Source organism: Micromonospora sp. C81, assembly GCF_018070425.1.
GTDB classification, from domain to species: domain Bacteria; phylum Actinomycetota; class Actinomycetes; order Mycobacteriales; family Micromonosporaceae; genus Micromonospora; species Micromonospora zamorensis.
On sequence record NZ_JAGPXS010000002.1, the window covers coordinates 234,724 to 259,819 of the forward strand.

The following is a 25,096-nucleotide window of genomic DNA, read 5'->3' on the forward strand; positions in this document are numbered from 1 at the left end:
CACCTGTGATTTCCACCAGTAGATAGTGACGTATGCCGATTGATTTCGCGGCCCGTCCCGGCGGGACGGCGGTGACCCATGACCGGCGCTTGCCCACACCACCGGCGCCTCGCCGAACACACGACCGGGGCCGACCACCCCAGGAGGGTGACCGGCCCCGGTCGATCAGAGCAGTGGGTCAGGCGACGGTGACGCCAACCTCGTTGACGCCACGGCCAGCGGTGACGGCGGTGTCGCCGTTGCCGTGCCGGGACAGCGCCCGAAGCGTCCAGGAGCCCGGCGCGGCGAAGAACCGGAACTGGCCGGCTGGCGAGGTCACCACCTCGGCGGTGAACTCACCGGTCGAGTCGAGCAGCCGGACGTACGCGCCCGGCACCGGCTCGTCCTCGGTGGAGCGGACGATCCCGGTGATGACGGTTTCCTTCTCCAGGTCCAGACTGGCCGGCAACGGTGCGGCCTGGTCCGGTGCGGCGCAACCCGCGGCGATGGGGAGCGTCATGATCAGGCCTCCCCGGGTTCGTCACCGAGCGCGACCGGCACGCCGACCAGCGAGCCGTACTCGGTCCAGGAACCGTCGTAGTTCTTGACGTTGCGGTGGCCCAGCAGCTCCTGGAGCACGAACCAGGTGTGCGAGGAGCGCTCGCCGATCCGGCAGTAGGCGATGGTCTCCTTGCCGTCGTCGAGCCCCGCGTCGCCGTAGATCTTGCGCAGCTCGTCGTCGGACCGGAAGGTGCCGTCCTCGTTGGCCGCCTTCGACCACGGGACGCTGATCGCGGTGGGGATGTGCCCGGCCCGCTGCGCCTGCTCCTGCGGCAGGTGGGCGGGGGCGAGCAGCCGGCCGGCGAACTCGTCGGGGCTGCGCACGTCGACCAGGTTCTTGGTGCCGATCGCGGCCACGACCTCGTCCCGGAAGGCCCGGATCGACGTGTCCGGCTCCTGCGCGACGTACTGCGTCGCCGGGCGGGCCACCGAGTCGGTGACCAGCGGGCGGGCATCCAGCTCCCACTTCTTGCGACCGCCGTCGAGCAGCTTCACGTCGCCGTGGCCGTAGAGCTTGAAGTACCAGTAGGCGTACGCGGCGAACCAGTTGTTGTTGCCGCCGTAGAGGATGACGGTGTCGTCGTTGCTGATGCCCCGCTCGGAGAGCAACGCCTCGAACTGCGTCTTGTTGACGAAGTCCCGGCGGACCTGGTCCTGCAGGTCGGTCTTCCAGTCAATCTTGATGGCGCCGGCGATGTGGCCGGTGTCGTAGGCCGAGGTGTCCTCGTCGACCTCGACGAAGACGACGCCCGGGGCGTCGAGGTTCTTCTCGGCCCATTCGGCCGAAACGAGTGCGGTGTCGCGACTCATCGAATCACTCCCTGGTGAGGATGGATGGTGAGCCAACGCGCGAGCATTGATGGGTGTAACTGTCGCACCACGCGCGGGACCCAGCGGAAGGACGGGATCACGGGTTCGTGCGACGGCGCCGCTGCCGGGCATTCGGTGGGATCACCGGAGGGTGCGAGAACCCTGTGCCGGTGGCCGCCGTCAGGCGGCCGGAGACAGCCCCGCCGTCAGATGACGGGGCGACACAGGCAGGTGGCCACGCGGCACAGGTCGACCGCGCGCCGTTTGGTGAGGTGGGTCCCCATGGCCAGGGAGCCTACCAGCCAGTGACGGGGCTGCCACTGAGCCGACCACCATCCGGGAATCGACCGGATCACCGGCCGGATGGGGTTCCCACTCAGCTGACGGAATTGATCGGTACGTTCTTCGCGTCGGCGGTGACCGCCAACCCTTCCGGCAGCGGCCGGACCTCCCGGACGGCGAGTTGGAACGGCAGGTCGGGCAGGGGCACGTCGATGGAGATGTCCTTGGCGAAGTTGTTCAGCAGGCCGCGCGCCAGAGGCAGGTTCGGCAGACCCGTGGCGTCCAGGTCGTTGAAACGCAGGGCGACGGCGCCGTTGTCTGCGACGGTGACGTCGGCGGTGCCGCTGATCGTGATCTTCCGACCGAGGATGTCGGCCGGACCCGTGACGGCGAGCTTGCCGTTCTGCTCGCCAAGCGTGAGCCCCGGACGCTTCAGCAGCGCGGCGAGGCTGTCGTAGCTGATCGTGCCGGTGCCGTTGACCGTGTCCGCCACGATGTCACCCTGGCCGGTGCGCAGAGTGTCCAGTGAGGCCCGGACGTTGCGGGCGTCCACGTCCAGCACCGACAGCCGCACGACGTCGCCCTCGACCGGCGCCTGCACGTCCCGAAGGTTGATGGTGATCCGCTGGTAGCGGCCATCGAGCACCTGGGTGAGGAACGGCGTGCCGCCCACCTCCACATCTGGCTCGGCGGATTGCGCGCCCTGCTTGGTGATCTCCTGGCGGACCCGGTCGGCGATCATCCGCTCGGCGACCCCGACCGCCACCCGGTCGGCGACGACCAGCAACCCCGCCACCACCAGGAGCAGGACGAACAGGCCGATGAGCAGCTTGCGGCCGCGCCGTCGGGGCCGCGCCCCGTCCGCCGGATAGTCCTCCGCCACGCCGCCTCCTGTCTCCACCCGCCGCACCGCGACGGGTCGTCCACACCGGTGCCGCTGCGCGGCGCACCCGTAGGTACCCGACCGGCTCCAGGCTCAACCGTGACTCAGAGGAAGAGCATGCACATCGCGTACGCGGCCGGTGCCGCCAGGGCGAAGCCGCCGAGCGGACCCTGCATGTGCCGGGCCACCCACATGGTGGGCGGTTCTCCGGCCATCAGCCGGCCCGCCTCCGCGTACCCGACGGCGAGGTCGGAGAGCACGGCGGCGACCGCCGCGACCAGGCCGATCACGGCGGCCCGGGTCGGCGTGAAGGGCGCCACCAGGTAGCTGCCGAGAAGTGCGCTGGTCAGCGTGCCGACCATCGCGCCGGCCACCACGCCAGCCGCGCCCCTGGGCACCTGCGGGGCCAGCCGGGGCCAGGGCAGGACGGCGTCGGTGAGCCGGGCGACGGTCAGCGCGACGCCGCTCGCCGTCAGGCAGACGGTGATCGCCTGGGTGCCGGCCGGGATCCGGCTGAGCACGATCAGAGTGCCGAAGGCCACCACTCCGACCACGATGAGCAGCGTGGCGCCGAGGGAGTCGGTGACCCGGACCCGGTCGACGCGGCGGACCAGCTGGCCGAGCACCGCGGCGAGGAAGCCGCCGGCGGCCAGGTAGCCCAGCGGCGCCAGACCGGCGACGTCGGTCTGCACCGCGGCGATGTCGGCGAGTGCGGCAACAACGACGCTGATCCCGGCGACCACCAGCATCGCGGGCGGGCGCATGGCGATCGTCCAGGCGAGCACGAAGAGCAACTGGACGCCGAAGATGATGAAGGCGAACGGCAGCCGGTGACCAGGCCCGGACGTCTGCGCGCCGAGCACCAGGCCGACGCCGAGCAGCGCGGCGAAGCCGGCGATGGTCAACGCGAGCTGACGGTGCACCTCGACCGGGGGTATGACCTCCTCTTCCGGCTCGTCGATCTCGTCTTCGGATCGGCGCGCCGGTTCGCCGGAGCGACGGGCTCGGCGAGGCCCACTTCGTTCGCGGCGATCGCCGTCGGTGGTGGCCGGACCGGTACGCGGCGCGGGCGGGTTGCCGCGCGTCGCTGCGGCGTCCGGGCCCGGGTGGGGCCCGGCGGGCCACGATTCGCGGCCGGCCTCGGGCGAGGTGGAGGGAAACACGACCCGATCGTGCCAGACCGGCGGCCGGACACGACGGTCACGGGTTTCAGCAACGTTAAAATCTGCTCCACGATCAGGGGCAAGGTAGACAAACGGGAAATGGCCAGACGGCGCGGCCGAGGCGATCGGTTACGCTCAACCCCGTTACCCCGCCCGTCAGCGACGCCGGGACCACGCAATTTCTCAGCACACTCCCCGCGAGTGTGTCTGGTCGCGTGCGGCCGAGCGCCGCCGGGACGGAGGTGATCGTGGAGATCCTGCTGCTGGTGACCGCGCGCGCAGGCGAACCGTCGGCTGTGCTGCCGGCACTCGACCTGTTGCCGCACTCGGTCCGCACCGCGCCGCGCGATGTCCGCACCCTGGTCGCGGGCCCCAGCCCCGACGCGGTGCTGGTGGACGCCCGGTCTGAGTTGAGCGAAGCCCGGGCGACCTGCCGGATGTTGCACGCCACCGGGCTCGGCGTGCCGCTGGTCGCGGTGGTGACCGAGGCCGGCCTGATCGCACTGAACGCCGACTGGGGCGTCGACGACGTCATCCTCGCCTCGGCCGGTCCCGCCGAGGTGGAGGCGCGACTGCGGCTCGCGGTCGGCCGCCTGAGCAACGCGACCGCCGGCGCCGGCGGCTCGATCCGGGCCGGTGAGCTGACCATCGACCCCGACACGTACGCGGCCAAGCTCAAGGGCCGCCCTCTCGACCTCACCTACAAGGAGTTCGAGCTGCTGAAGTTCCTGGCCCAGCACCCGGGGCGGGTGTTCACCCGGGACCAGCTCCTGCGGGAGGTCTGGGGCTACGACTACTTCGGCGGCACCCGCACTGTGGACGTGCACGTCCGGCGACTGCGCGCCAAGCTCGGCTCGGAGTACGAGTCGATGATCGGCACCGTCCGCCAGGTCGGCTACAAGTTCGTCGTCCCGCCGTCACGGTCCCTGCCCGAGGCGGAGCACGCGCCCCTGCCCGTCTGATCGACGAGTCACTCAGCTTTCCTATATGCCCTTTTTGCGCGGCTTGGCGGTTCTATTCTGACTGCCGGGTTTGTCGGAGAAAGGGGCGACGGTGCGCGCAGTGACCACGGGGGCGACGGGTCAGCCTGGCCGGCAAACCGGGCGGAAGCCATGACGCGGGTCAGTTCGACCGCGCGGGCGACGGGAATCGTGACGCTGGTGTTGGCGGCGCTGCTCGGCTCGGCGTACGCGCTGGGCCGCAGCCTCGTCGTCGACCCGACCCCCCGGCATCCCACCGATGTCACCGCGCACGCCGGCGGCCCGCACTACGCCGACCAGCCCAGCGACGGCGAGCCGGGCGACGTCCCTAACCCCGGCGCCAGCAACGGCCCCACCGAGGCCGGCCAGGACGGGTCGGAGCGGGACGGCGGCGGCGACAAGCTGTTCGGCGCGCACGCCACCACCGGCTCCCCACGGCTCGCGCTGACCTTCGACGACGGGCCCGACCCGCGGTACACCCCGCAGGTCCTCGCCATGCTGCGCGAATTCGATGTGAAGGCGACGTTCTGCGTGGTCGGCGAGAACGCTCAGAACCACCCCGACCTGGTCCAGGCGATCGTGGGCGAGGGCCACACCCTGTGCAACCACTCCTGGCACCACGACGTCGGCCTGGGCGCCCGATCGGCCGACGCGATCCGGGCCGATCTCCTGCGCACGAACGAGGCGATCAGGGCGGCCGTGCCGAACGCGCCGATCGTCTGGTACCGGCAGCCGGGCGGCGCCTGGACGTACCCGGTGGTGTCGGTGGCGCGGCAGCTCGGCATGACCCCGCTGCACTGGTCGGTCGACCCGTCGGACTGGGATCTACCCGGTGCCGCCAAGATCACCGCGACGGTGCTGAGCCAGGCCGAACCGGGCTCGGTGGTGCTGCTGCACGACGCCGGCGGCGACCGGCAGGGCACCGTGGACGCGTTGCGCCGGATCCTGCCCGACCTGACCGCGCGGTTCGACCTGGAGGCCCTGCCCACCGACCCGACCTGAGTCACAGCTTTCGCTCGGCGACGGACCGGGCGTCACGACACGCAACGGATACGGTGACGGGATGAGCAGCGCGGAGCCGACCAGCGACCAGGTGACCCGGACCGACCGACTGGCACCGGCGGACATCGCCGACGTGCTGGCCCTCGCCAGCTCGGCGGGCGACACCGACGGCGCCGACCCGCTCGACGAGCACGTCCTGCTCCGACTGCGCGACCCGGACGCCCCGGCCGTGCACCTGATCGCCCGCACCGACGACGGCACCCTGACCGGGTACGCGCACCTGGACACGACCGACCCCGTCGGCGGCATCGGCGTCGAGCTGGTGGTGCACCCCGCGTACCGACGGCGGGGCACCGGCCGCGCACTGGCCCGGGGCGTGCTCGCCTCGGCCACCGGGCCACTGCGGGCGTGGGCGCACGGCGACCACCCGTCCGCCGCCGCCCTCGGCGTCGATCTCGGCTTCACCCGGGCGCGGGTGCTCTGGCAATTGCGCCGGCCACTGGCCGCCCCGCTCGGCGAGCCGCGCCTGCCCGACGGGGTGGCGCTGCGCGCGTTCCAGCCCGGTGCGGACGACGCGACCTGGCTCAGTCTCAACGCGCGCGCCTTCGCCGAGCACCCCGACCAGGGCCGGTGGACCTCAGACGACCTGGCGGCCCGCCTCGCCGAGCCATGGTTCGACCCGGCCGGCTTCCTGCTCGCCGAGGAGACCTCGACCGGGCGGCTGCTCGGCTTCCACTGGACCAAGGTGCACGAGCGGCCCGGATCGGCCCGGATCGGCGAGGTGTACGTCCTGGGAGTGGAGCCGACCGCGCACGGCGGTGGGCTCGGCCGGGCGCTGACCACAGCCGGGCTGGCGTACCTGCGGGACAAGCGCGGCCTGGACCGGGTGATGCTCTACGTGGACGAGTCGAACACCGGGGCGGTGGCGCTCTACGAACGGCTGGGCTTCGCCCGCTGGTCCGCGCACATCAACTACCACCTGGGCTGACCGCGGTCACCGGCGGGTAACGGCCGGGCGTCGGCGGCATAACGCCGAACCGGAAATATGCCCATACTTCCGACAGGCGTATCCCGGTTCACTTAACGGACAACTCACCCTCAGCAAGCGGTCACCTCCGGGGCCGTACGTGTTCACCCTGCGTTCACTTGTGACCGGCGAACCGGCTACCTGGCACTTCTAACTTTCGTGTCAGCCGGTCAGTGCCGGTCCTCGGCCCCCGGGATCGGGGCGCCAAGTCAGACGCGAAGGGAAACCCCTCAGGTGAAGCTCCAGCGGTACGGCACTATTGCCTGCCTCGCCCTTGCCGCGACGCTCGGCCTCAGTGCATGCGGCTCGGACAACAACGAGCCCGCCTCCGGCGCCAGCGCTTCGGGCTCGACCGCCGCGGTCGACTGCGCTACCGGAACGCTGAACGCCCAGGGCTCGTCGGCGCAGAAGAACGCCATGGCCGAGTGGATCAAGGCGTACCAGCAGAAGTGCCAGGGCACCACGATCAACTACGAGCCCACCGGCTCGGGCGCCGGCATCCAGGCGTTCATCGCCGGCACCGCCGACTTCGCCGGCTCCGACTCCGCGCTCAAGCCGGAGGAGCAGCCGCAGGCCGACGCCAAGTGCGTCGGTGGCAAGGCCATCCACCTGCCGATGGTGATCGGCCCGGTTGCCGTCGCCTACAACGTCAGCGGCGTGGACAACCTCCAGCTCAAGCCGGCCACCCTGGCGAAGATCTTCGCCGGCAAGGTCACCAAGTGGGACGACGCGGCGATCAAGGGCGACAACCCGGACGCCAAGCTCCCGTCGACCACCATCCAGACCGTCCACCGCTCGGACGAGTCGGGCACCACCGACAACTTCACCAACTACCTGTCGAAGACCGCCGAGACCGACTGGACCCTCGGCAAGGCCAAGGCGTGGAAGGCCCCGGGCGGCACCGGCGCCAAGGGTTCGGACGGCGTGGCCAGCTCGGTCAAGGGCGCCGACGGCTCCATCGGCTACATGGAGTGGTCGTTCGCCGAGAACGCCGGCCTGAAGATGGCCAAGATCGGTAACGGCGCGGGCGAGTTCGCCGCGCTGACCGCCGAGGCGGCCGGCAAGACCATCGCCGGCGCGGCGATCGACGGCCAGGGCGACGACCTCAAGCTGAAGATCGACTACAACACCAAGGAGGCCGGGGCCTACCCGATCGTCCTGGCGACGTACGAGATCGTCTGCAGCAAGGGCCTCGCGGCCGACAAGTTGAAGCTGGTCAAGGGTCTGCTGGGCTACGCCGCCAGCGCCGAGGGCCAGACCTCGCTGACCGACCTGGGCTACGCCCCGCTGCCCGAGACGGTCCGCACCAAGGTCGAGACCGCGGTCAAGAACCTCTCCTGACCCGACCCCACCACCTCCGCAACCGAATCGAGCGAGCAGATGGGTGAAACCCCTCACCGCTCGGCCGACGCCGGCACCGGCGGGACGCGCGTGACCCAGAGTCACGAGTGGCCCGCCGGTGCCTCGGCGCGTGTGGCCGAGGCACCAGTCAGCACCCGTTCCCCGGGCGGCACCGGACTGGGCGGCGGCGGCGCACTGCCGCGCAGCCGCAAGTTCGGCGCCGAGCGGGCCTTCCGCGGTCTCACACTGGCCGCCGGCACCGCCGTTCTGGTCATCATCGCCGCCATCGCGATCTTCCTGATCGCCAAGGCGGTGCCGGCCCTCCGCGCCAACACCGAGAACTTCTGGTCCTACGAGGGCTGGTCTCCCAACGAGACGCAGCCGAAGTTCGGCATCGGCACACTCGCCTTCGGCACCGTGCTCAGCTCGGCGCTGGCGCTGCTCATGGCGGTGCCGGTGGCGTTGGGCATCGCGCTCTACCTCTCGCACTACGCACCCCGCCGGCTGGGCACCGCGCTCGGCTTCCTGGTCGACCTCCTCGCCGCCGTGCCGAGCGTGGTCTTCGGCCTCTGGGGGCGGGACATCTTCATCAACCCGGTCCGGGACTTCTCCGTTTGGCTGAACGAGTACTTCGGCTGGATCCCGATCTTCGGCGGCGACGGCCCGTTCGGTAAGTCGATCATGCTGGGTGCCCTGGTACTCGCGATCATGGTGCTGCCGATCATCACCTCGCTCTCCCGCGAGGTGTTCCTCCAGACGCCGACCGCGAACGAGGAAGCCGCCCTCGCCCTGGGCGCCACCCGCTGGGAGATGCTCCGCACCGCGGTCCTGCCCTACGGCCGCCCCGGCATCATCGCCGCGGTGATGCTCGGCCTCGGCCGGGCGCTCGGCGAGACCATCGCCCTGGCGCTGACCCTCGGCATCACCTTCGGCATCTCGTTCAACCTGATCCAGAACGGCGGCAACACCATCGCCGCCAACATCGCCAACGCGTTCGGCGAAGCGAACGAGACCGGCCGGGGCGCGCTCATCGCCTCCGGTCTGGTGCTGTTCACCATCACGCTGATCGTCAACATCACGGCGCGGGCGATCATCTACCGCCGCCGGGAGTTCACGGAGTCGGCCGCATGACCACAACCGTCACCTCCCACCGCAGCCGGCCGCCGGCCCAGCCCGCCTCGCTGCGGGCCAGGCGGCTGCCCTGGTACGCCGCCCCGGCCATCGCCGTGGCAGCCCTGCTGCTCTCCGCCGTGATCGTCTACGGCACCGACATCGGCGGCCCGGTCCTCGTGGTCGTCCTCGGCGCGATCCTCTACCTGGTTGGGCTCTTCGCCGTCGCCAACGCGGTCGAGGGGCGCCGGTCGGCGCGCAACCGCACCTGGAGCGCGCTGATCCACTCCGCCTTCGTGCTGGCGGTGCTGCCGCTCGTCTCGGTGGTCTGGACGTTGGTCAGCAAGGGCGCCGAGCGGTTCGACGCCAACTTCTTCCAGACCTCGATGAACAACATCGGGGCCCGGGACGCCAACGGCGGCGCGTACCACGCGATCGTCGGCACGCTGGAGCAGGTCGGCATCGCCACAGTGATCACCGTCCCGCTCGGCGTTCTCTGCGCGATCTACATCGTCGAGTACGGCCGGGGCAAGTTCGCCTTCGCGATCCGGTTCTTCGTGGACGTGATGACGGGCATCCCGTCGATCGTCTCCGGCCTCTTCGTGCTGGCGTTCTGGGTGCTGGTCGTGTCGCCGTGGTTCAACGACGGCCGGCCGAGCTTCTCCGGCTTCGCCGCCGCGCTCGCGCTGAGCGTGCTCATGCTGCCCACCATCGTCCGGTCCACCGAGGAGATGCTCCGCCTCGTCCCGGCGCCACTGCGCGAAGGCGCGTACGCGCTCGGCGTACCCAAATGGAAGACCATCCTGCGCGTGGTGGTGCCGACGGCACTGCCCGGCATCGTCACCGGCGTCATGCTCGCCATCGCCCGCGCGGCCGGCGAGACCGCGCCGGTGCTGCTGGTCGCCGGCGGCGGCGCCGCGATCAACACGAACCCCTTCGAGAACAACCAGTCGTCGCTGTCCCTCTTCGTCTACCAGCAGGCCGGTGACGCGTCGAAGTACGCCCCGGCACGGGCGTGGACCGCTGCACTCACCCTGGTCGCCCTCGTGCTCATCCTGACGATCGCGGCGAAGCTGCTGGCCCGTCGCAACCGGCTCAGCCGATGAACCCCGGAGGTACCACCATGGCCAAGCGCGTCTCAGCCTCGAACGTCACCGCGTACTACGGCGGGTTCAAGGCGATCGAGAACATCAACCTGACCGTCGAGCCGAAGACGGTCACCGCCCTCATCGGGCCGTCCGGTTGTGGCAAGTCCACGTTCCTGCGGTCGATCAACCGGATGCACGAGGTGCTGCCGGGTGCCCGGGTCGAGGGCAGCCTGACCATCGACGACCAGGACATCTACGACCGGGACGTGGACGTCACCGCGGTCCGGCGCACGATCGGCATGGTCTTCCAGCGGCCGAACCCGTTCCCCACCATGAGCATCTTCGAGAACGTGGTGGCCGGGCTGAAGCTCAACGGGGTCCGCAAGAAGTCGATCCTGGAGGACGCGGCCGAGAAGGCGCTGCGCTCGGCGAACCTGTGGGACGAGGTCAAGGACCGGCTGGGTAAGCCCGGCGCGGGCCTCTCCGGCGGTCAGCAGCAGCGGCTCTGCATCGCCCGGACCATCGCGGTCGAGCCGCAGGTCGTGCTGATGGACGAGCCGTGCTCGGCCCTGGACCCGATCTCCACCCTGGCGATCGAGGACCTGATGTTCCAGCTCAAGGACAAGTTCACGATCATCATCGTGACGCACAACATGCAGCAGGCCGCGCGGGTGTCGGACCGGACCGCCTTCTTCTCGATCGAGAAGACCGGCGACCCGGGTCGGCTGATCGAGTACGACAACACCCAGAAGATCTTCAGCAACCCGAGCGTGAAGAAGACCGAGGACTACATCACCGGCCGCTTCGGCTGAGCCGCATACCCCCTACCCAGACCGCGCCCAAGATCTGCGCAACTACCCGGATACTGCTGTCTCCCGCGCCTCCGAGGCAGCAGTATCCCTGAAGTTGTGCGGATCTTGACGGTGCGCGTCGGACACGCGCGCGAGGGCAGCCGTCAGCCCAGGACGAAGCGGGGTTCGCCGTTCGGGGGCAGGTCGAGGCGCGGGGTGACGGGGGTGGCCGCGTCCCGTTCGGCCGCCGCTCGCGCCACCCCGGCCAGGTCGCCGGCCGCCGCAACCTGCGCCAGCGTGACCAGGGTCGGCGGCAGCATGGTCAGTTCCCCGGCCTGGGCCCGGGCCAGCGCGTCCGCCGGCCGGATCCACAGGGTGTGGTCGGCCTCGCCGGAGACGTCGCGGGTCCGCTGCCCCGCCGGCAGCAGGGCGACGAAGAAGTACGTGTCGAAGCGGCGCGGCTCGAACTCGGGAGTGATCCACCGGCTCCACGGCAACAGCAGGTCCGACCGCAGGGTGAGTTGACGCTCGGCGAGCAGCGCGGCGAAGCCCAGCCGGCGCCCCTCCAGGTCCTGCCGGGCGGCCTCCCAGTCGTCGCCGCTGACGTCGCCCACCACCGTCTCGCGGTCCGGGCCGGCGAGCAGCACGCCCGCCTCCTCGAAGACCTCCCGAGCGGCGGCGCAGACCACCGCCTGGGCGGCGTCCGGGGTCACCCCGAGTCGCCCGGCCCACTCAGTGGGTGCCGGCCCGGCCCAGTCCAGGTGTGCCTCGGAGTCGGAGCGGTCCACCCCGCCGCCGGGGAAGGCGTACATCCCGCCGAAGGTCATGGCGGCGACCCGGCGGATGACGTACACCTCGAAGTCGGCGTCGGTCGGACGCAGCAGCAACACGGTGGCCGCGACCCGCGGCGTCGCCGGGGTGCCACCCTCGGCCTGGAACCGGCGGGCGTGCTCGACCAGTGCGGCCGGGGCGGCGAAACCGTCGCTGTCGATCGTCATGCGGCGAGCCTAGTTCCCCGACCGGCGGGGCTGGTTGGTGTGCCAGGCACCTCGGTGCGGCCGCCCGACCACTCCCACCGCCCCTTTGCTCTGCTTACGCGGATGCACCGGTGACGTTCGGTAACTGTCGCATCCGCGTAAGCAGAGCAAAGGACGTGCACAGCAGTGGGCGGACCACCGATCGGCAGAGGTTTGGCGGACGAGCCATCGGCCATCGGGCCGGGCGGCGGGTGGTTCACCTGGCTGGGCTAGCGTGCCCGACATGACTCGTTGGGGCATCCTGGCCACCGGCCACATCGCCAGCCGTTTCGCCGAAGACCTCCGGCTGGTGCCGGACGCCGAACTGGTCGCGGTCGGCTCCCGCGCCGCGGAGAGCGCGCAGCGCTTCGCCGACACCTATGGCGCGAAGCGCGCGTACGGCTCCTGGGTGGAGCTGGCCGCCGACCCGGAGATCGACGCGATCTACGTGGCGACGCCGCACTCCGCGCACTACGAGGCGGCGATGACCTGCCTGACCGCCGGGCGCGCGGTGCTGTTGGAGAAGCCGTTCACCCTCGACCTGGCCACCAGCACCGAGCTGGTGGACACTGCCCGCGCCTCCGGGGTCTTCCTGATGGAGGCCATGTGGATGCGGCTGAATCCGATGATCCTGCGGGTGGTCGAGCTGATCGCGGACGGGGCGATCGGCACGGTGACCGGCGTCCGGGCCGACTTCGGGGTGGCCGGTCCGTTCCCGCCGGAGCACCGGATGCGCAACGCGGCGCTGGGCGGGGGCGCCCTGCTCGACCTGGGGATCTACCCGATCAGCCTGGCCCATCTGCTGCTGGGCGTGCCGCAGCACATCCGCTCCTGGGCGCAGCTCGGCCCGGAGGGGACGGACGAGAACACCGGCATGCTGTTCGGCTACGACACCGGAGCACTGGCGACCCTGAGCTGCGGCATGGTCGGGTTGAGCGGGCAGACCGCCTCGATCACCGGCACCATTGGGCGGATCGACCTGCCGGAGCCGTTCTTCCGGCCCGGTTCCGTGACAGTGCACCGGGCCGGCGCGGAGCCGGAGACGATCGTCGCCGACGGGGCTGGCAACGGCTACCAGTACGAGGCGATCGAGGTGCAGCGCTGCCTGGCCGCCGGCCTGACCGAGAGCCCGGTGGTGCCGCATTCCACGACCCTTGAGGTGATGGCGCTGCTGGACACGGTCCGCGAGCAGATCGGCGTGCGCTACGTCTGACGGAGCGGGCCCCTTGTTGACGCGCGAGGCGTCGACAAGGGGCCCGGGGCCGGGTCAGCCGAAGAGCGGCCGGACCAGCAGGTAGGTGACGCAGGCGATCAGCGCGGCGGCCGGGAACGTGACGATCCAGGCGAGCACGATGTTGCCGGCGACGTTCCAGCGGACCGCGGAGAGCCGCTTGGTCGCGCCCACGCCCATGATCGCCGAGGTGATGGTGTGGGTGGTCGAGATCGGGGCCTTCAGCACCAGGGCGTTGAAGTAGAGCACCGCGCTGGCGACCGTCTCGGCGGCGAAGCCCTCCGGCGGGCCCAGGTCGATGATCTTACGACCGAGGGTGCGGATGATCCGCCAACCGCCGGCGTAGGTACCCAGGGCGAGCATCGTGGCCGAGGTCCAGAACACCCAGCCGGGGATGTGCGTCTTGTCGTCCTGGAAACCGCCTGTGTACAGGGCGAGAACCACGATGCCCATCGTCTTCGCGGCGTCCTGCATGCCGTGACCGACCGACATGGCGGCTGCCGAGACGGTCTGGGCCCACCGGAAGCCACGGTTGAGCTTGCCCGGCTGCCCCTTGCGGAACAGCCAGAGGATGGCCAGCATCAGCACGTAGCCGAGGGTGAGACCGACGATCGGCGACAGGATCATCGGCAGGATGACCTTCTCGCCGATGGTGACCCACTGCACGATGCCGCCGGTGGACAGCAGGGTCGCGCCGACCAGACCGCCGAAGAGCGCGTGTGAGGACGACGAGGGCAGACCGAAGTACCAGGTGATCAGGTTCCAGGCGATGGCGCCGAGCACACCGGCGAAGACCACACCGAGGCTGGCAACCCCGGTGGGGAGCGTGACCAGGCCGTCGCCGACGGTCTTGGCCACCCCGGCGCCGAAGTGCGCGCCGACGAAGTTGCCGACCGCGGCGAGCCCGAGGGCGATCCGGGGTGTCAGCGCCCGGGTGGAGACGCTTGTTGCGATCGCGTTGGCGGCGTCGTGGAAGCCGTTGGTGTAGTCGAACGCCAGGGCCACCGCGATCACCGCCAGCACGGCGATGAGTTCAGGGGACACCGGCTCAGGACTCCTTGACGGCGATGGTCTCGACGGTGTTCGCCACGTGCTCGAAGGCGTCGCAGGCGGCCTCCAGCTCGTCGGCGACCTCCTTCATCTTCAGCACCGTCAACGCGTCGTACTCGCCGGAGAAGAGGCGGACGAGCAACTGCCGGTTGATCCGGTCGCCCTCGTTCTCCAGCCGGTTGCACTCGATCCAGTAGTCCTCAAGATCCTTCATCGACTTCAGCCGGGGCATCGCGTCGGCGGTCAGCTTGGCCTGCTGGTCGAGCACGTTCACCATCTCGTGCAGCTCACGGGGCAGCGCCGGCAGCTCGGTCAGCCCGTACAGGTAGAGCAGGTCACCGACGGCCTCCAGGTGGTCCATCACGTCGTCCAGCAGCGAGCCGAGCCGGTAGATGTCCTCCCGGTCGAACGGCGTGATGAAGGTCGAGTTGATCTTCTTGTACAGGTCGTGGGTGATCTGGTCGCTGTCGTGCTCGACCTCGGTCAGCCGCTCGCTCACGGACTGCACGTCGACACCGGGCAGGGCCAGCTCGTTGAGCAACGCGGTGCCCCGGACCAGGTTCTGCGCGGCCCTGGTGAAGAGCTCGTAGAAGGCGCCCTCGGTGGGGCGGAAGGAAAACTTCACAGCACAGACCTCGTCGCGTCGGTGGAAGGGTGGCGGCGCCCGAAGAGCGTCCGCTCGGTGAATGCTAGGAGCCGACAGAACCGCGAATTCGCCGGCCCACCCCTGGCCAAGCGTCATTCACCGCTCGTTCACCTGCTGTTCATCTCGGCCGTCCCACCCGCACCCGGTCCCCCAGCAAGCAACCGCTCCCGCTCTTGAGCCACGTCGAAATCGGCAGCCGGATACCCCAGATCAAGCGTGTCGAACGTCTCACGCAGCAGATGGGCCACCGCCCAGTCCCGGTACCACTTGCGGTCCGCCGGCACCACGAACCAGGGCGCGGCGTCCGTCGCGCACCGGCTGAGGGCCTCGGCGTACGCGGCCTGGTAGTCGTCCCAGTGCCCCCGGGAGTCGATGTCGGAGGGGTTGTACTTCCAGTGCTTCTGCGGGTCGGTGAGCCGTTCCAGCAGGCGGTTGCCCTGCTCCTCGTACGAGATGTGCAGCATCACCTTGACCACGGTGATGCCGCCCTCGGTCAGCTCCCGCTCGAACGAGTTGATCGCGTCGTAGCGGGCCCGCCAGGTCGCCTCCGGCACCAGCGCACCGACCCGGGCGATCAACACGTCCTCGTAGTGCGAGCGGTTGAACATCCCCACGTACCCCGGCGGCGGCAGCTCCCGCCGGATCCGCCAGAGGAAGTCGTGCCGCAACTCCTGCCGGGTCGGCGGCCCGAACGAGCGGATGTGCAGACCCAGCGGGTTCATCGCACCGGCCACCCGCTTGATCGTGCCGTCCTTGCCACCGCAGTCCATCGCCTGGAGCACCAGCAGCACCCGGTGCGCGGGCTGCTCCGACCCGGTCTTGGCCATCGCGAAGAGCATCTCCTGCTGCCGGCCCAGCTCTGCGCCGACCAGCTCCACCTGCTCTCGCGCCCAGGCCTTACGGCGTTCACCGCGACCGACCGTCTCCGGCAGGCCGGGCGTGGAACGGGGGTCGATCGCGCCGAGATCCACCGGTGCGGTGACCCGCAGCAGCTCCCGCACGGAGCCGCCGGCCGGTGCCACGATCTGCCCTTGCTGGGGTGCGCTCATCCACGGATCATCGCCCACCCGCAGGCCTTCCGCCCGCCGAGGGCCACCCCTCGGGTGACGGGCGGGGCTGCCAGCGCGTGCGGTCGACGGGAGGATGTAGGCCAGGACGGTGCCGACCGGGAGGGTGGTGGGTCGTGCGGGACCTGGCGACGGAGTTCGAGGCCGAGCGGGGCCGGCTGCTCGTGGTGGCCCACCGGATGCTGGGCAGCCGCAGCGAGGCGGAGGACGCGGTGCAGGAGACCTGGCTGCGCTACGCCGGGGCGCTCGCCGACCCGACGGCCCGCGCCGAGATCCGTGAACTGTCCGCGTGGCTGACCACCACCTGCGCCCGGATCTGCCTGGACGTGCTCCGCTCGGCCCGGGTGCGGCGGGAGGCGTACCCCGGGCAGTGGCTGCCGGAACCGGTGGTGAGCGCGTTGGGCGGCCCGTCGTCGGACGCGTACGCCACGGACCCGGCGGAACGGGCGGTCCGCACCGACCAGGTCGGCGCGGCGTTGCTGGTGGTGCTGGAACGGCTCGCGCCGGAGCAGCGGGTCGCCCTCGTGCTGCACGACGTGTTCGCGGTGCCGTTCGCCCGGGTCGCCGACGCGCTCGGCACCACCGAGGTGGCCGCCCGTCAGCTCGCCTCCCGTGCACGACGGGCGATCACCTCGTCGGACGTCCCCCGGCACACCGCCGACCTGGCCGAGCAGCGCCGGGTGCTCGAAGCGTTCGTCGCCGCCACCGAGTCCGGCGAGCTGGACCAGCTGCTCCGGGTGCTCGCGCCGGACGTGGTCTTCGTCGGCGACTCCGGTGGGCACTTCCCCGCGGCCCGGCAGCCGGTGCTCGGCGCGGCGGCGGTGGGTCGCTTCACGCTCGGCCTGTTCGGCCGTGCCGGCCGGTACGCCGACCGCGTGCGGTCGCGACCGGTTCTGGTCGACGGCGCGCTCGGCCTGCAGATGGAGACGGTGCACAGCGACGGGCGGCCGATCCGCCTGGTCACCGCGTTCGCCGTGGACCAGGGGCGGATCACCGCGATCTACAACCAGCTCAACCCGGAGAAACTGACCGGCCTGGTGCCGTTGGGCGACGACGACGCCTGGCCGCCGCGCTGGTGAGCCGGCCGAGCGGGGGTGCGGCCTCAGACCACGAGGGCCAACCACTTGCGGTACGCGGTGGCGAACGGCTCGGTGCCGTCGCCGAGGGACCCGAGCAGCCGCTGGGCCGCGGCTTCGGCCTCGGCCACCACGTCGTCCGGGTAACCGAACCGGGCCCGGTGCTCGGCGAACTCGTCCTCGTCGAGCAGCTCCACCAGGCCGGTGGCCCGACGCCGGACCACGTCGAGGTCCAGGTCGATGATGTGCACGACGTCGTCGGATTCCCAGTGGGCCGGGGTGGTGATGTCGCAGTAGACCTCGCTGGTGCGGGGCGGCGGGTTGAACATGGCCGTCCACCAGGCGCGATGTGGCACCAGCAGCACGAACGGGATCTTCTCCACCGATGGCCGGCCGTGGTAGACCGAGGCGGTGCCCTCGGGCACGCCGAGCCAGATGCCGAGATCGTCCTCGGTGAGCCGACGGGCCGGGTAGTCGCGGTGGGCGCTGCCGTCGTACTTGCGGTAGATCACTCGGACCATGTCGCTCGGCATGATTCGCACCCTAACCGATACTGCCCACGCGTCGTAGCGCGGCGGTAACCGGACGGCACGGACCGGACCGGCCGGTCGTGCCGGCATCTCGCCACGCGGCGGATGGGCGCGGCCGGTGTCGGCGGCGACGGGTACCGTCGCACGGTGACTCCGCCCCGCACCGCCACCGGTTCCGCCACCCCGTCGGCCCGCGGCAAGGGCCGCCGGCGGGGTGCCCGGCCCAGCGGCACGGAGCTGCTGGCGGCTGCGGTCGGCGCGGTGCCCGGCGGCGCGGAACGCCCCGGCCAGCAGCAGATGACCGAAGCGATCGAGGAGTGCGTGGCCGGCGGCGAGCATCTGCTCGTGCAGGCCGGCACCGGCACCGGCAAGTCGCTGGCCTACCTCGCGCCGGCGCTCACCGTGGACGGCCCGGTGGTGGTTTCCACCGCCACCCTGGCGTTGCAGTCCCAGCTGGTCGACCACGACCTGCCCCGGCTGGCCGACGCGGTCGAGCCGGTGCTGGGGCGTCGGCCCACCTTCGCGGTGCTCAAGGGTCGCCACCACTACCTCTGCCTCGCCCGACTGGACAACTCCACCGAGGAGGAACCGGAGGACACCCTCTTCGACGCCCCGGCGGCCCGCCCCGGCGGTGGGACGAAGTGGCTCGGTGAGGCGGGCCGACTGGGCAAGCAGATCGAGCGGCTGCGTGACTGGGCCGAGAAGACCGCCACCGGTGACCGCGACGAGCTGGACCCAGGCGTCGACGACCAGGCCTGGCGGCTGGTGTCCATGCCGGCCCGCGAGTGCGTCGGCGCGACCCGGTGCCCGTTCGGGCAGGAGTGCTTCGCGGAGGCGTCCCGGGCCCGTGCCCGCGAGGCCGACATCGTGGTGACCAACCACAGCCTGCTCGCTGTCGACATGCTCGCCGACCGGCACATCGTGCCACCGCACAAGCTGCTCATCGTCGACGAGGCGCACGAGCTGGCCGACCGGGTCTCCTCCGCGGCCCAGGCGGAGCTGGTGCCCGAGCTGATCGACCGCACGACCCGGCGGGCCCGTACGCTGCTGCGGCCGGAGACCGCCGAGGCGCTCACCGCTGCCGGTGACGCCCTCGCGGTCGGGCTGGCCGAGGCGCCGGCCGGGCGACTCACCGCCGGGCTGCCGACGCCCCTTCGGGAGGCGTGCACGCTGCTCGACGCGGCGACCCGCTCCGCCCTGGACGCGATCGGCGACGTCAAGTCCGACGACCCCGACCCGGTGCGCAAGCAGCAGGCCAAGGCCGCACTGGACGAGCTCTCCACCACCGCGCAGCGGCTGCTGGAAGAGGCCGACCACGACGTGGCCTGGGTGGAGAAGAACGACAGCGGCAGCCGTCGTGCGCTGGTGGTCGCGCCGCTCTCGGTGGCCGGCACCCTCGCCACCCACCTGTACGACGAACGCACAGTCGTCGCCACCTCGGCGACCCTGGCGCTGGGCGGCCGGTTCGACACGGTGGCCCGCGCCCTCGGGCTGGACGCGCCGCCGCCCGCCCCGCCGACTCCCGCCGCGGCCGCGCTGGCCGCCCGCACCGGCCCGGGCCGTCCGGCCGCCGAGGCGCCGGGCCGTCGCCTCGCTGGAGACGTCACCCCCGTCGTACCGGCCACCGAGGGCCCCGGTTGGCGGTCACTCGACGTCGGGTCGCCGTTCGACTACGCCCGGCAGGGCATCCTGTACGTCGCCGCGCACCTGCCCCGCCCCAGCGTCTCCGGGCTGCCCGAGGCTGCCGGGGAGGAGCTGCTCGGGCTGGTCGAAGCACTCGGTGGTCGTACTCTCGGGCTCTTCTCCTCCCGGCGGGCCGCGCAGCAGGCGGCGGAGCTGCTGCGCGCGCGGACCGACCTGCCGGTGCTGCTCCAGGGCGAGGAGGCCCTGCCCCTGCTGGTCCGCCGGTTCCGGGAGGAGCGGGCGAGCTGCCTGTTCGGGGTGATGTCGCTCTGGCAGGGGGTGGACGTGCCGGGTGACGCCTGTCAGCTCGTCGTCATCGACCGGCTGCCCTTCCCCCGTCCGGACGAGCCGCTGGCCGCCGCCCGCGCGGCGGCTGTGGACGCCGGCGGCGGGTCCGGCTTTTCCGCCGTCAGCGTGCCCATCGCGGCGGTCCGGCTGGCTCAGGGTGTGGGCCGGCTGATCCGGGCGACCGGCGACCGGGGCGTGGTCGCGGTGCTCGACTCCCGACTGGAGACGGCCCGGGGCTACGGGCCGTTCCTGCGCCGCTCGCTGCCGCCTTTCTGGTACACGACCCGCCCCGAGGTGGCCCGCGGCGCCCTGGAACGCCTCGCCAAGTCCTGAGCCCGCGTCGACAAGATCGCGCTACAACACGAAACAGTGGCCTCCCCGAGCGGGGAGACCACTGTTTCCACGATCGTGCGCGATCTTGTCGCCGGCGGCCTGGGAGGTCAGGGTGCCTGGGAGGCGACGACCACGGCGTCGGGTGGGGTGTCCGGGACCCTTCGGGCGGCGAGCCGGCGGACCGCGGTGTTCAGCACCGCGATGAGCGGCACGGAGACCAGGGCGCCAGTGATGCCGGCGAGTACGACACCGGCGGCGATACCGATGATCACGGCGAGCGGGTGGAGAGCGACCGCCCGGCCCATGATCAGCGGCTGGAGTACGTGCCCCTCGATCTGCTGCACACCGATCACCGCACCCAGGATGATCAACGCGGTGACCGGGCCGCTGTCGACCAGCGCCACCAACACCGCCACGCCACCGGAGAGCGCCGCACCGACGATCGGGATGAACGCGCCGAGGAAGACCAGCGCGGCCAGTGGGAAGGCGAATGGAACGTCGAAGATGACCAGGAAGATGCCGATGCCGACCGCGTCGATGAAGGCGACCAGCACTGTCGCGCGCACGTAGGCGCCGAGCGTGTGCCAGGAGGCGCGGCCCGCGTCGTCGACCTTCCACCGAGCGGCGACGGGCAGTAGCCGGACCAGGAAACGCCAGATCCGGTTGCCGTCGCGCAGGAAGAAGAACGTCGCGAAGAGCACCAGCAGCGTGCCGGTCAGCACCTCCGCCAGCGTCGCGGCCGTGCTCAGCGCGCCGCTGGTGAACTTCGAGGTGTTGTCGTTGATCCAGGCCTGCGCCTCGTCGATGTAGCGGTCGAGCTGGCCGTCGGAGAGGTGCAGCGGGCCCGTCTTCAGCCAGTCCTGGATCTGCCGCACGCCCTCCGAGGACTTCTCGCTGAGCTCCGGCACGCCGCGGATGAACTCGTTGACCACCAACGTCAGCGTGCCGATCACCGCGGCCAGGCCGCCGACCAGCACCACCGCCGTCGCCAGCGACCGGGGCAGTCGGGCCCGCAGCAGCCAGCCCACCGCCGGCGCGAGGAGCGCGGAGAGCAGCAGAGCGATGGCCAACGGGATGATCACGATCTTGATCGTGCCGACGATCCGGAGCAGGGCCCAGGCCACCACACCGATCACGATCAGGCGCCAGCACCACGCGGCGGCGATCCGCAGCCCGTGCGGAACGTCAGCGTCATCCCGGCTGGAGGTCGAGCTGTGCAGGTCCACCGGAGGTTCCGCGCCGAAGACCGAGGCGCTCGGCGGTGCGGTCGGCCCCGGAACGGCCGGCGACGCCACCCGGGCGGCGTCCGACACGCCGCTCAACTCCTCGGTCGTGCTGCCCTCGTCGGAGCGCGCCGACTCCTGTCGTGACTGGTAGGCGCGGCGCAGCCGCCCGCGTACCCGCTCGAAGCGGCTCAAGCGCACCTCCTGGCAGAAGAAATCGGTCCGCCCACGGCGACAGGTCGGACAGCATACGTCCGTTGCCGACACCGTAGGGCAGTTCCGCCACACATTGCCCCCGCCACCACCGGCGTAACCACCGGCGGCCGGCCGTCGGCCACACGGTAGCGTCTGCGGCGTGACCGTCGACAACGATCTCGACGCTGGCCTGCCGATCCGCCTGCTGCACGACCGGGTGCTGGTGCGGATGGAGGGCAGCGAGGGCGAACGTCGCTCCACCGCCGGCATCGTCATCCCGGCGACCGCCCAGGTCGGCAAGCGCCTCGCCTGGGCCACCGCCGTGGGGGTGGGCCCGAACGTCCGCGCCATCGTCTCCGGCGACCGGGTGCTCTTCGACCCGGACGACCGCTCCGAGGTCGAGCTGCACGGCCGCGGGTACGTGCTGCTGCGCGAGCGGGACGTGCACGCCGTGGCCGCCGAGCGGATCGAGAACGACCCCACCGGCCTCTACCTCTGACGCACCTCCCCCGGGCCACCACGCCCCGCCGCGCGCCGTTTGCCCGGCCGCACGACGGGAAGCCATCCGGCGACCGTGGCCCTGGGGAGGGACGATGCCGGTATTCGTTAAGAAGTTGTTGACCTGGGGCAGCGTCGCGTTCCTGATCTACTTCGTGGCCTTCCGGCCGGACGGCGCCGCACAGATGTTCAAGGCGATCGGGGCAGCGCTGATCGCGATGTTCCAGGGTTTCGGTGACTTCCTCACCACCCTGATGACCTGAGCTGGGCCGCCGACCGGCCGTCAGGGGTGATTCGGCGGCCAGGGCGCGGGCGGTCGCAGGGCAGGCCAGCCGGACGGGGCGTAGCCCACCGGAGGCGCGGCAGGGGCCAGCACCACCGGAATCGGCACCACCGGCTCGTCCGGCGCGTCCACCGGGCGCTGCGTACCGTCCGGGAAGCGCAGGTGGTAGCGGCTGCCGTCCCAGACCCCGGTCGGGGCCTGCGGGTCCCGGCCGACGAAGAACGACCGGTACGCGGTGATCGCGTCCAGCAGCTCCCGCTCCTCTCGCGCGCTCCGGTCCTGGTCGGCGGGCTTGCGGTCCAGGCCACGCAGCGTGCCGTCACGCAGCAGGGCCAGCCGGGTGGCGGCGGACTGGTAGCCGCGCATGGCGCGCACCCCGGCGTCGCCGGCGACCCGCCGGGCCCACCTGCGGGCCGCGTGCCGCCGGCCGAGGCTGCTCAGCGCGGCCACCTCGGGCGGGCTCAGCCAGCCGGCGCGTACGTAGTCCGGCAGGGTCCGCTCGGTGAGCCGCCCCTCCCAGGCGCGCAGCCACACCGCCAGCCCCACCATCCCGAAGAACACCGGCACCATCAGGCCCAGGAAGCCGTACAGCATGATCAACGCCTGGCCGGTGGCCTGGGTGAGCGTGGGCAGCAGGTTCCACGTGCCGTGCAACATCATCGCCAGCAGCAGGCCGCCGATCGGGGCGAGCACCCGGACCCGCCGGTCGGCCGTCCGCGCCGCGATGCCCAGCCCCACACCGGTCATCGAGGTGAAAAGCGGGTGAGCGAACCCGAACAGCAGGATCCGCAGGATGAAGATCGCGATGACCTGCTGGATGCCGGTGGCAGGGCCGTACCGGTCGACACCGGACGCGTAGCCCAACCCGCCCAGGTAGAGGATGTTCTCCACCATGGCGAAGCCGACCGCGGACAGCCCGCAGTAGACCAGGCCGTCGGTGATCCCGGACCACTCGCGGCGGCGGAACACCAGCAGCAGGATCGGGCCGAGCGCCTTGGTCAACTCCTCGATGAAGGGCGCCACCAGCACCCCGGTGAGCGCGGACGGCAGACCCCAGTCCTCGAAGCGGTTGGCCGCGAAGTCGTTCACGGTGAGCGAGGCGGCGGTGGAGACGAACGCTCCCCAGGCGAAGCAGAAGATCAGATATTTCAACGGCTCCGGTTCGTACCGGTCCAGCCAGAGGAAGCAGGCGACCAGCACCGGCACCGGCAGGATGGCGGCGGCCACCCCGATCAGCAGGGCCTGCACGCCGAGCGACTGGCCGAGCGTGAAGACCATGAACACCGCGCAGGCGGCGATGAGCAGCACCACCCCGGCCAGCGCCAGGAACCGTCGCCAGCCCAGTCGGCGCAGCGGCATCCGGGGTGCCTCGCCGACGGACGGGGCCGCTGGCGCGGGCGACGACGGCAGGGGTGAACCGGGCGGGGTGTCGGCCATGCGGTCAGCGTAGCGATCTGCCGCCGGCTGGTCCGGTCGCATCGGCAGCCGCTATGCTGCCGGCAGGTCACGAGCGCCAGCGTCAAGCCCCGGCTTGCTGGCCGGCAACCCTCGTCGAGTTCGCGGTGGGGTGCCCCGGGTGATGACCGGGCCCAGCCCGATCGGTGTGCTGGGCAAGCGCGGACCCCGTCCCGATGCCGCACCCGGGGTCCCTGACCCCGGAGGTTCCGGCGTGTCCGTCACCCTTGTCTCCCCGCTGCCCATCCGCGTCGACGCCGCGCCCCGGCCGGCCTCGTCGCGACCGCTGGACGTCCTCGGCGTGCCGGGCGAGATCAACCTGGACTACGCGGCCAGCGCACCGTGCGCGCGGGCCGCCGCCGACGCGGTGACCGAGCTGCTGCCCTGGTACGCAAGCGTGCATCGTGGGGCGGGAGCGCTGTCCCGGCGCTGCACCCTCGCCTACGAGCAGGCCCGCCAGACGGTCGGTGACTTCTTCGGCAGCCGCGCCGACGACCACGTGATCTTCACCCGCAATACGACCGACGCGCTCAACCTGCTGGCGCGGGCCCTGCCGGCCGGCACGACAGTGGTCACCAACGCCTCCGAGCACCACGCCAACCTGCTGCCCTGGCCGCGCGGCTCGGTGCGGTTGCCGGTGCCCACCGACCCCGACGCGGCGGTACGCGACCTCGCCGCCGCCCTCACCGAGCTGCGCCGGGGCAGCAACCCGGCGCTGCCGGTACTGGTCGCGGTGACCGGTGCCAGCAACGTGACAGGTGAGCTGTGGCCGGTCGCCGAGCTGGCCCGGGTGGCACACCGGCACGGCGCCCGGATCGTGCTGGACGCCGCGCAGCTCGCCCCGCACGTCCCGGTCGACCTGCTCGCCCTCGACGTCGACTATCTGGCCGTGTCCGGCCACAAGCTGTACGCGCCGTTCGGTGCGGGTGCGCTCATCGGCCGGGCGGACTGGCTGGACGACGCCCCGCCGTACCTGGCCGGTGGTGGTGCCACCAGCCACGTCGGGCCGGCGACCCACGACGTGACCTGGGCGACCGGCCCGGCCCGGCACGAGGGCGGCACCCCGAACCTGCTCGGCGCGGTGGCGCTGGCAGCCGTGTGTGCGGCGCTCGACGACGCCGACCGGGCCGCACTGGCCGCCCACGAGCAGGCGCTGCTGGCTCGACTGCGCTCCGGCATCGCCGCCCTGCCGCACGTCGTGGAGCTGCGCACCTTCGGCCCGGACGCGCCCCGGGTCGGGATCGTTTCGTTCTTGGTCGCCGGCTGGGAATCCAGCGACGTGGCCGCGCGACTGGCGGCCGAGCACCACATCGGCGTACGCGACGGCTTGTTCTGCGCTCACCCGCTGGCCCGGCGGCTACTCACCGAGGCGACGGGGCGTACCGGTCGGCGGGACCTGCCGCCCACCGCGCTGCGTGCCAGTATCGGCCTGGGCAGCACGGCGGCCCAGGTGGACCGGCTGCTCGCCGCGCTCGCCGAGCTGGGCTGAGGCCTCCGCGCGACTC

Annotated in this window: 25 protein-coding genes and 1 riboswitch; of the genes, 13 read left to right on the forward strand and 12 right to left on the reverse strand. The window is 71.6% G+C overall.

What is annotated here, in order from left to right; genetic code table 11:
• Positions 1–178: 178 nt before the first annotated feature.
• The 5 genes from KBX46_RS04625 to KBX46_RS04640 all read right to left on the reverse strand — a co-directional run bounded on the left by KBX46_RS04625 (position 179) and on the right by KBX46_RS04640 (position 3,678).
• On the reverse strand, positions 179–499 hold the full coding sequence (locus KBX46_RS04625; protein ID WP_088950395.1) for a DUF1416 domain-containing protein: 321 nt from the start codon (positions 497–499) through the stop codon (positions 179–181).
• Between the two features lie 2 nt (positions 500–501).
• Entirely contained in the window at positions 502–1,350 is an 849-nt protein-coding gene (locus KBX46_RS04630) for a sulfurtransferase (protein ID WP_088950396.1), read from the reverse strand.
• 206 nt (positions 1,351–1,556) lie between these two features.
• Positions 1,557–1,634 carry an Ms5788A family Cys-rich leader peptide gene (locus KBX46_RS33245; protein ID WP_310503780.1) on the reverse strand — a complete coding sequence of 26 codons (78 nt, stop codon included), beginning with the start codon at positions 1,632–1,634 and terminating at the stop codon, positions 1,557–1,559.
• Positions 1,635–1,726: 92 nt separating this feature from the next.
• Positions 1,727–2,515, reverse strand: a complete 789-nt coding sequence (locus KBX46_RS04635; protein WP_210791439.1) for a DUF2993 domain-containing protein — start codon at positions 2,513–2,515, stop codon at positions 1,727–1,729.
• Positions 2,516–2,619: 104 nt separating this feature from the next.
• Positions 2,620–3,678, reverse strand: a complete 1,059-nt coding sequence (locus KBX46_RS04640; protein WP_210791113.1) for a hypothetical protein — start codon at positions 3,676–3,678, stop codon at positions 2,620–2,622.
• A 242-nt stretch (positions 3,679–3,920) separates the two neighbouring features.
• Between KBX46_RS04640 and KBX46_RS04645 the strand changes: the two genes are divergently transcribed.
• The 7 genes from KBX46_RS04645 (at position 3,921) to pstB (ending at position 11,038) form a co-directional block, all read left to right on the forward strand.
• Positions 3,921–4,640 (forward strand): response regulator transcription factor, encoded by a 720-nt coding sequence (locus KBX46_RS04645; RefSeq protein WP_179781168.1) that lies wholly within the window; start codon positions 3,921–3,923, stop codon positions 4,638–4,640.
• 150 nt (positions 4,641–4,790) lie between these two features.
• Entirely contained in the window at positions 4,791–5,660 is an 870-nt protein-coding gene (locus tag KBX46_RS04650; protein ID WP_210791115.1) for a polysaccharide deacetylase family protein, read from the forward strand.
• 61 nt (positions 5,661–5,721) lie between these two features.
• Positions 5,722–6,648, forward strand: a complete 927-nt coding sequence (gene mshD / locus KBX46_RS04655) for a mycothiol synthase (protein WP_210791116.1) — start codon at positions 5,722–5,724, stop codon at positions 6,646–6,648.
• A gap of 273 nt (positions 6,649–6,921) precedes the next feature.
• Entirely contained in the window at positions 6,922–8,028 is a 1,107-nt protein-coding gene (gene pstS, locus KBX46_RS04660) for a phosphate ABC transporter substrate-binding protein PstS (RefSeq protein ID WP_088950400.1), read from the forward strand.
• A gap of 39 nt (positions 8,029–8,067) precedes the next feature.
• Complete coding sequence (gene pstC / locus KBX46_RS04665; protein WP_088950401.1) at positions 8,068–9,159, forward strand: phosphate ABC transporter permease subunit PstC; 1,092 nt, start codon at positions 8,068–8,070, stop codon at positions 9,157–9,159.
• Positions 9,156–10,244 carry a phosphate ABC transporter permease PstA gene (gene pstA / locus KBX46_RS04670; RefSeq protein ID WP_210791118.1) on the forward strand — a complete coding sequence of 363 codons (1,089 nt, stop codon included), beginning with the start codon at positions 9,156–9,158 and terminating at the stop codon, positions 10,242–10,244. Before pstC ends, pstA begins: the two co-directional genes overlap by 4 nt.
• Positions 10,245–10,261: 17 nt before the next feature.
• The gene (gene pstB / locus KBX46_RS04675) at positions 10,262–11,038 is read left to right on the forward strand and encodes a phosphate ABC transporter ATP-binding protein PstB (protein ID WP_099848932.1); all 777 of its coding nucleotides are present in this window, start codon (positions 10,262–10,264) and stop codon (positions 11,036–11,038) included.
• A gap of 143 nt (positions 11,039–11,181) precedes the next feature.
• Here pstB and KBX46_RS04680 read toward each other — a convergent pair whose 3' ends face one another.
• Entirely contained in the window at positions 11,182–12,015 is an 834-nt protein-coding gene (locus tag KBX46_RS04680) for an NUDIX domain-containing protein (protein ID WP_210791121.1), read from the reverse strand.
• A 262-nt stretch (positions 12,016–12,277) separates the two neighbouring features.
• Here KBX46_RS04680 and KBX46_RS04685 point away from each other — a divergent pair, with 262 nt between their 5' ends.
• Complete coding sequence (locus KBX46_RS04685; RefSeq protein WP_088950405.1) at positions 12,278–13,246, forward strand: Gfo/Idh/MocA family protein; 969 nt, start codon at positions 12,278–12,280, stop codon at positions 13,244–13,246.
• Positions 13,247–13,300: 54 nt separating this feature from the next.
• Here KBX46_RS04685 and KBX46_RS04690 read toward each other — a convergent pair whose 3' ends face one another.
• The 3 genes from KBX46_RS04690 to KBX46_RS04700 form a co-directional block, all read right to left on the reverse strand.
• Positions 13,301–14,308, reverse strand: a complete 1,008-nt coding sequence (locus KBX46_RS04690) for an inorganic phosphate transporter (protein ID WP_088950406.1) — start codon at positions 14,306–14,308, stop codon at positions 13,301–13,303.
• Between the two features lie 4 nt (positions 14,309–14,312).
• Positions 14,313–14,939, reverse strand: a complete 627-nt coding sequence (locus KBX46_RS04695) for a DUF47 domain-containing protein (RefSeq protein ID WP_053655020.1) — start codon at positions 14,937–14,939, stop codon at positions 14,313–14,315.
• 128 nt (positions 14,940–15,067) lie between these two features.
• The gene (locus KBX46_RS04700; protein WP_210791123.1) at positions 15,068–16,009 is read right to left on the reverse strand and encodes a PPK2 family polyphosphate kinase; all 942 of its coding nucleotides are present in this window, start codon (positions 16,007–16,009) and stop codon (positions 15,068–15,070) included.
• 134 nt (positions 16,010–16,143) lie between these two features.
• On the opposite strand from KBX46_RS04700, the gene sigJ reads away from it, so the two are divergent.
• Positions 16,144–17,106 (forward strand): RNA polymerase sigma factor SigJ, encoded by a 963-nt coding sequence (gene sigJ / locus KBX46_RS04705; protein WP_210791125.1) that lies wholly within the window; start codon positions 16,144–16,146, stop codon positions 17,104–17,106.
• Between the two features lie 23 nt (positions 17,107–17,129).
• Here sigJ and KBX46_RS04710 read toward each other — a convergent pair whose 3' ends face one another.
• The gene (locus KBX46_RS04710; RefSeq protein ID WP_088950409.1) at positions 17,130–17,636 is read right to left on the reverse strand and encodes a DUF402 domain-containing protein; all 507 of its coding nucleotides are present in this window, start codon (positions 17,634–17,636) and stop codon (positions 17,130–17,132) included.
• A gap of 102 nt (positions 17,637–17,738) precedes the next feature.
• Here KBX46_RS04710 and KBX46_RS04715 point away from each other — a divergent pair, with 102 nt between their 5' ends.
• Positions 17,739–19,937, forward strand: coding sequence for an ATP-dependent DNA helicase (locus tag KBX46_RS04715; RefSeq protein WP_210791127.1), 2,199 nt, complete (start codon positions 17,739–17,741; stop codon positions 19,935–19,937).
• 107 nt (positions 19,938–20,044) lie between these two features.
• Here KBX46_RS04715 and KBX46_RS04720 read toward each other — a convergent pair whose 3' ends face one another.
• Positions 20,045–21,355, reverse strand: coding sequence for an AI-2E family transporter (locus KBX46_RS04720; protein ID WP_247666970.1), 1,311 nt, complete (start codon positions 21,353–21,355; stop codon positions 20,045–20,047).
• Positions 21,356–21,515: 160 nt separating this feature from the next.
• On the opposite strand from KBX46_RS04720, the gene KBX46_RS04725 reads away from it, so the two are divergent.
• Positions 21,516–21,854, forward strand: a complete 339-nt coding sequence (locus tag KBX46_RS04725) for a co-chaperone GroES (RefSeq protein ID WP_088950411.1) — start codon at positions 21,516–21,518, stop codon at positions 21,852–21,854.
• A 94-nt stretch (positions 21,855–21,948) separates the two neighbouring features.
• Positions 21,949–22,116: a hypothetical protein gene (locus KBX46_RS04730; RefSeq protein WP_172862117.1), complete on the forward strand. Its 168-nt coding sequence runs from the start codon at positions 21,949–21,951 to the stop codon at positions 22,114–22,116.
• Between the two features lie 20 nt (positions 22,117–22,136).
• On the opposite strand, the gene KBX46_RS04735 is transcribed toward KBX46_RS04730, so the two are convergent.
• Positions 22,137–23,615 (reverse strand): PrsW family intramembrane metalloprotease, encoded by a 1,479-nt coding sequence (locus KBX46_RS04735; protein WP_210791131.1) that lies wholly within the window; start codon positions 23,613–23,615, stop codon positions 22,137–22,139.
• A gap of 23 nt (positions 23,616–23,638) precedes the next feature.
• A riboswitch (SAM riboswitch) is annotated at positions 23,639–23,759 on the forward strand.
• 76 nt (positions 23,760–23,835) lie between these two features.
• Between KBX46_RS04735 and KBX46_RS04740 the strand changes: the two genes are divergently transcribed.
• Positions 23,836–25,080, forward strand: a complete 1,245-nt coding sequence (locus KBX46_RS04740) for an aminotransferase class V-fold PLP-dependent enzyme (RefSeq protein ID WP_210791441.1) — start codon at positions 23,836–23,838, stop codon at positions 25,078–25,080.
• Positions 25,081–25,096 lie beyond the last annotated feature (16 nt).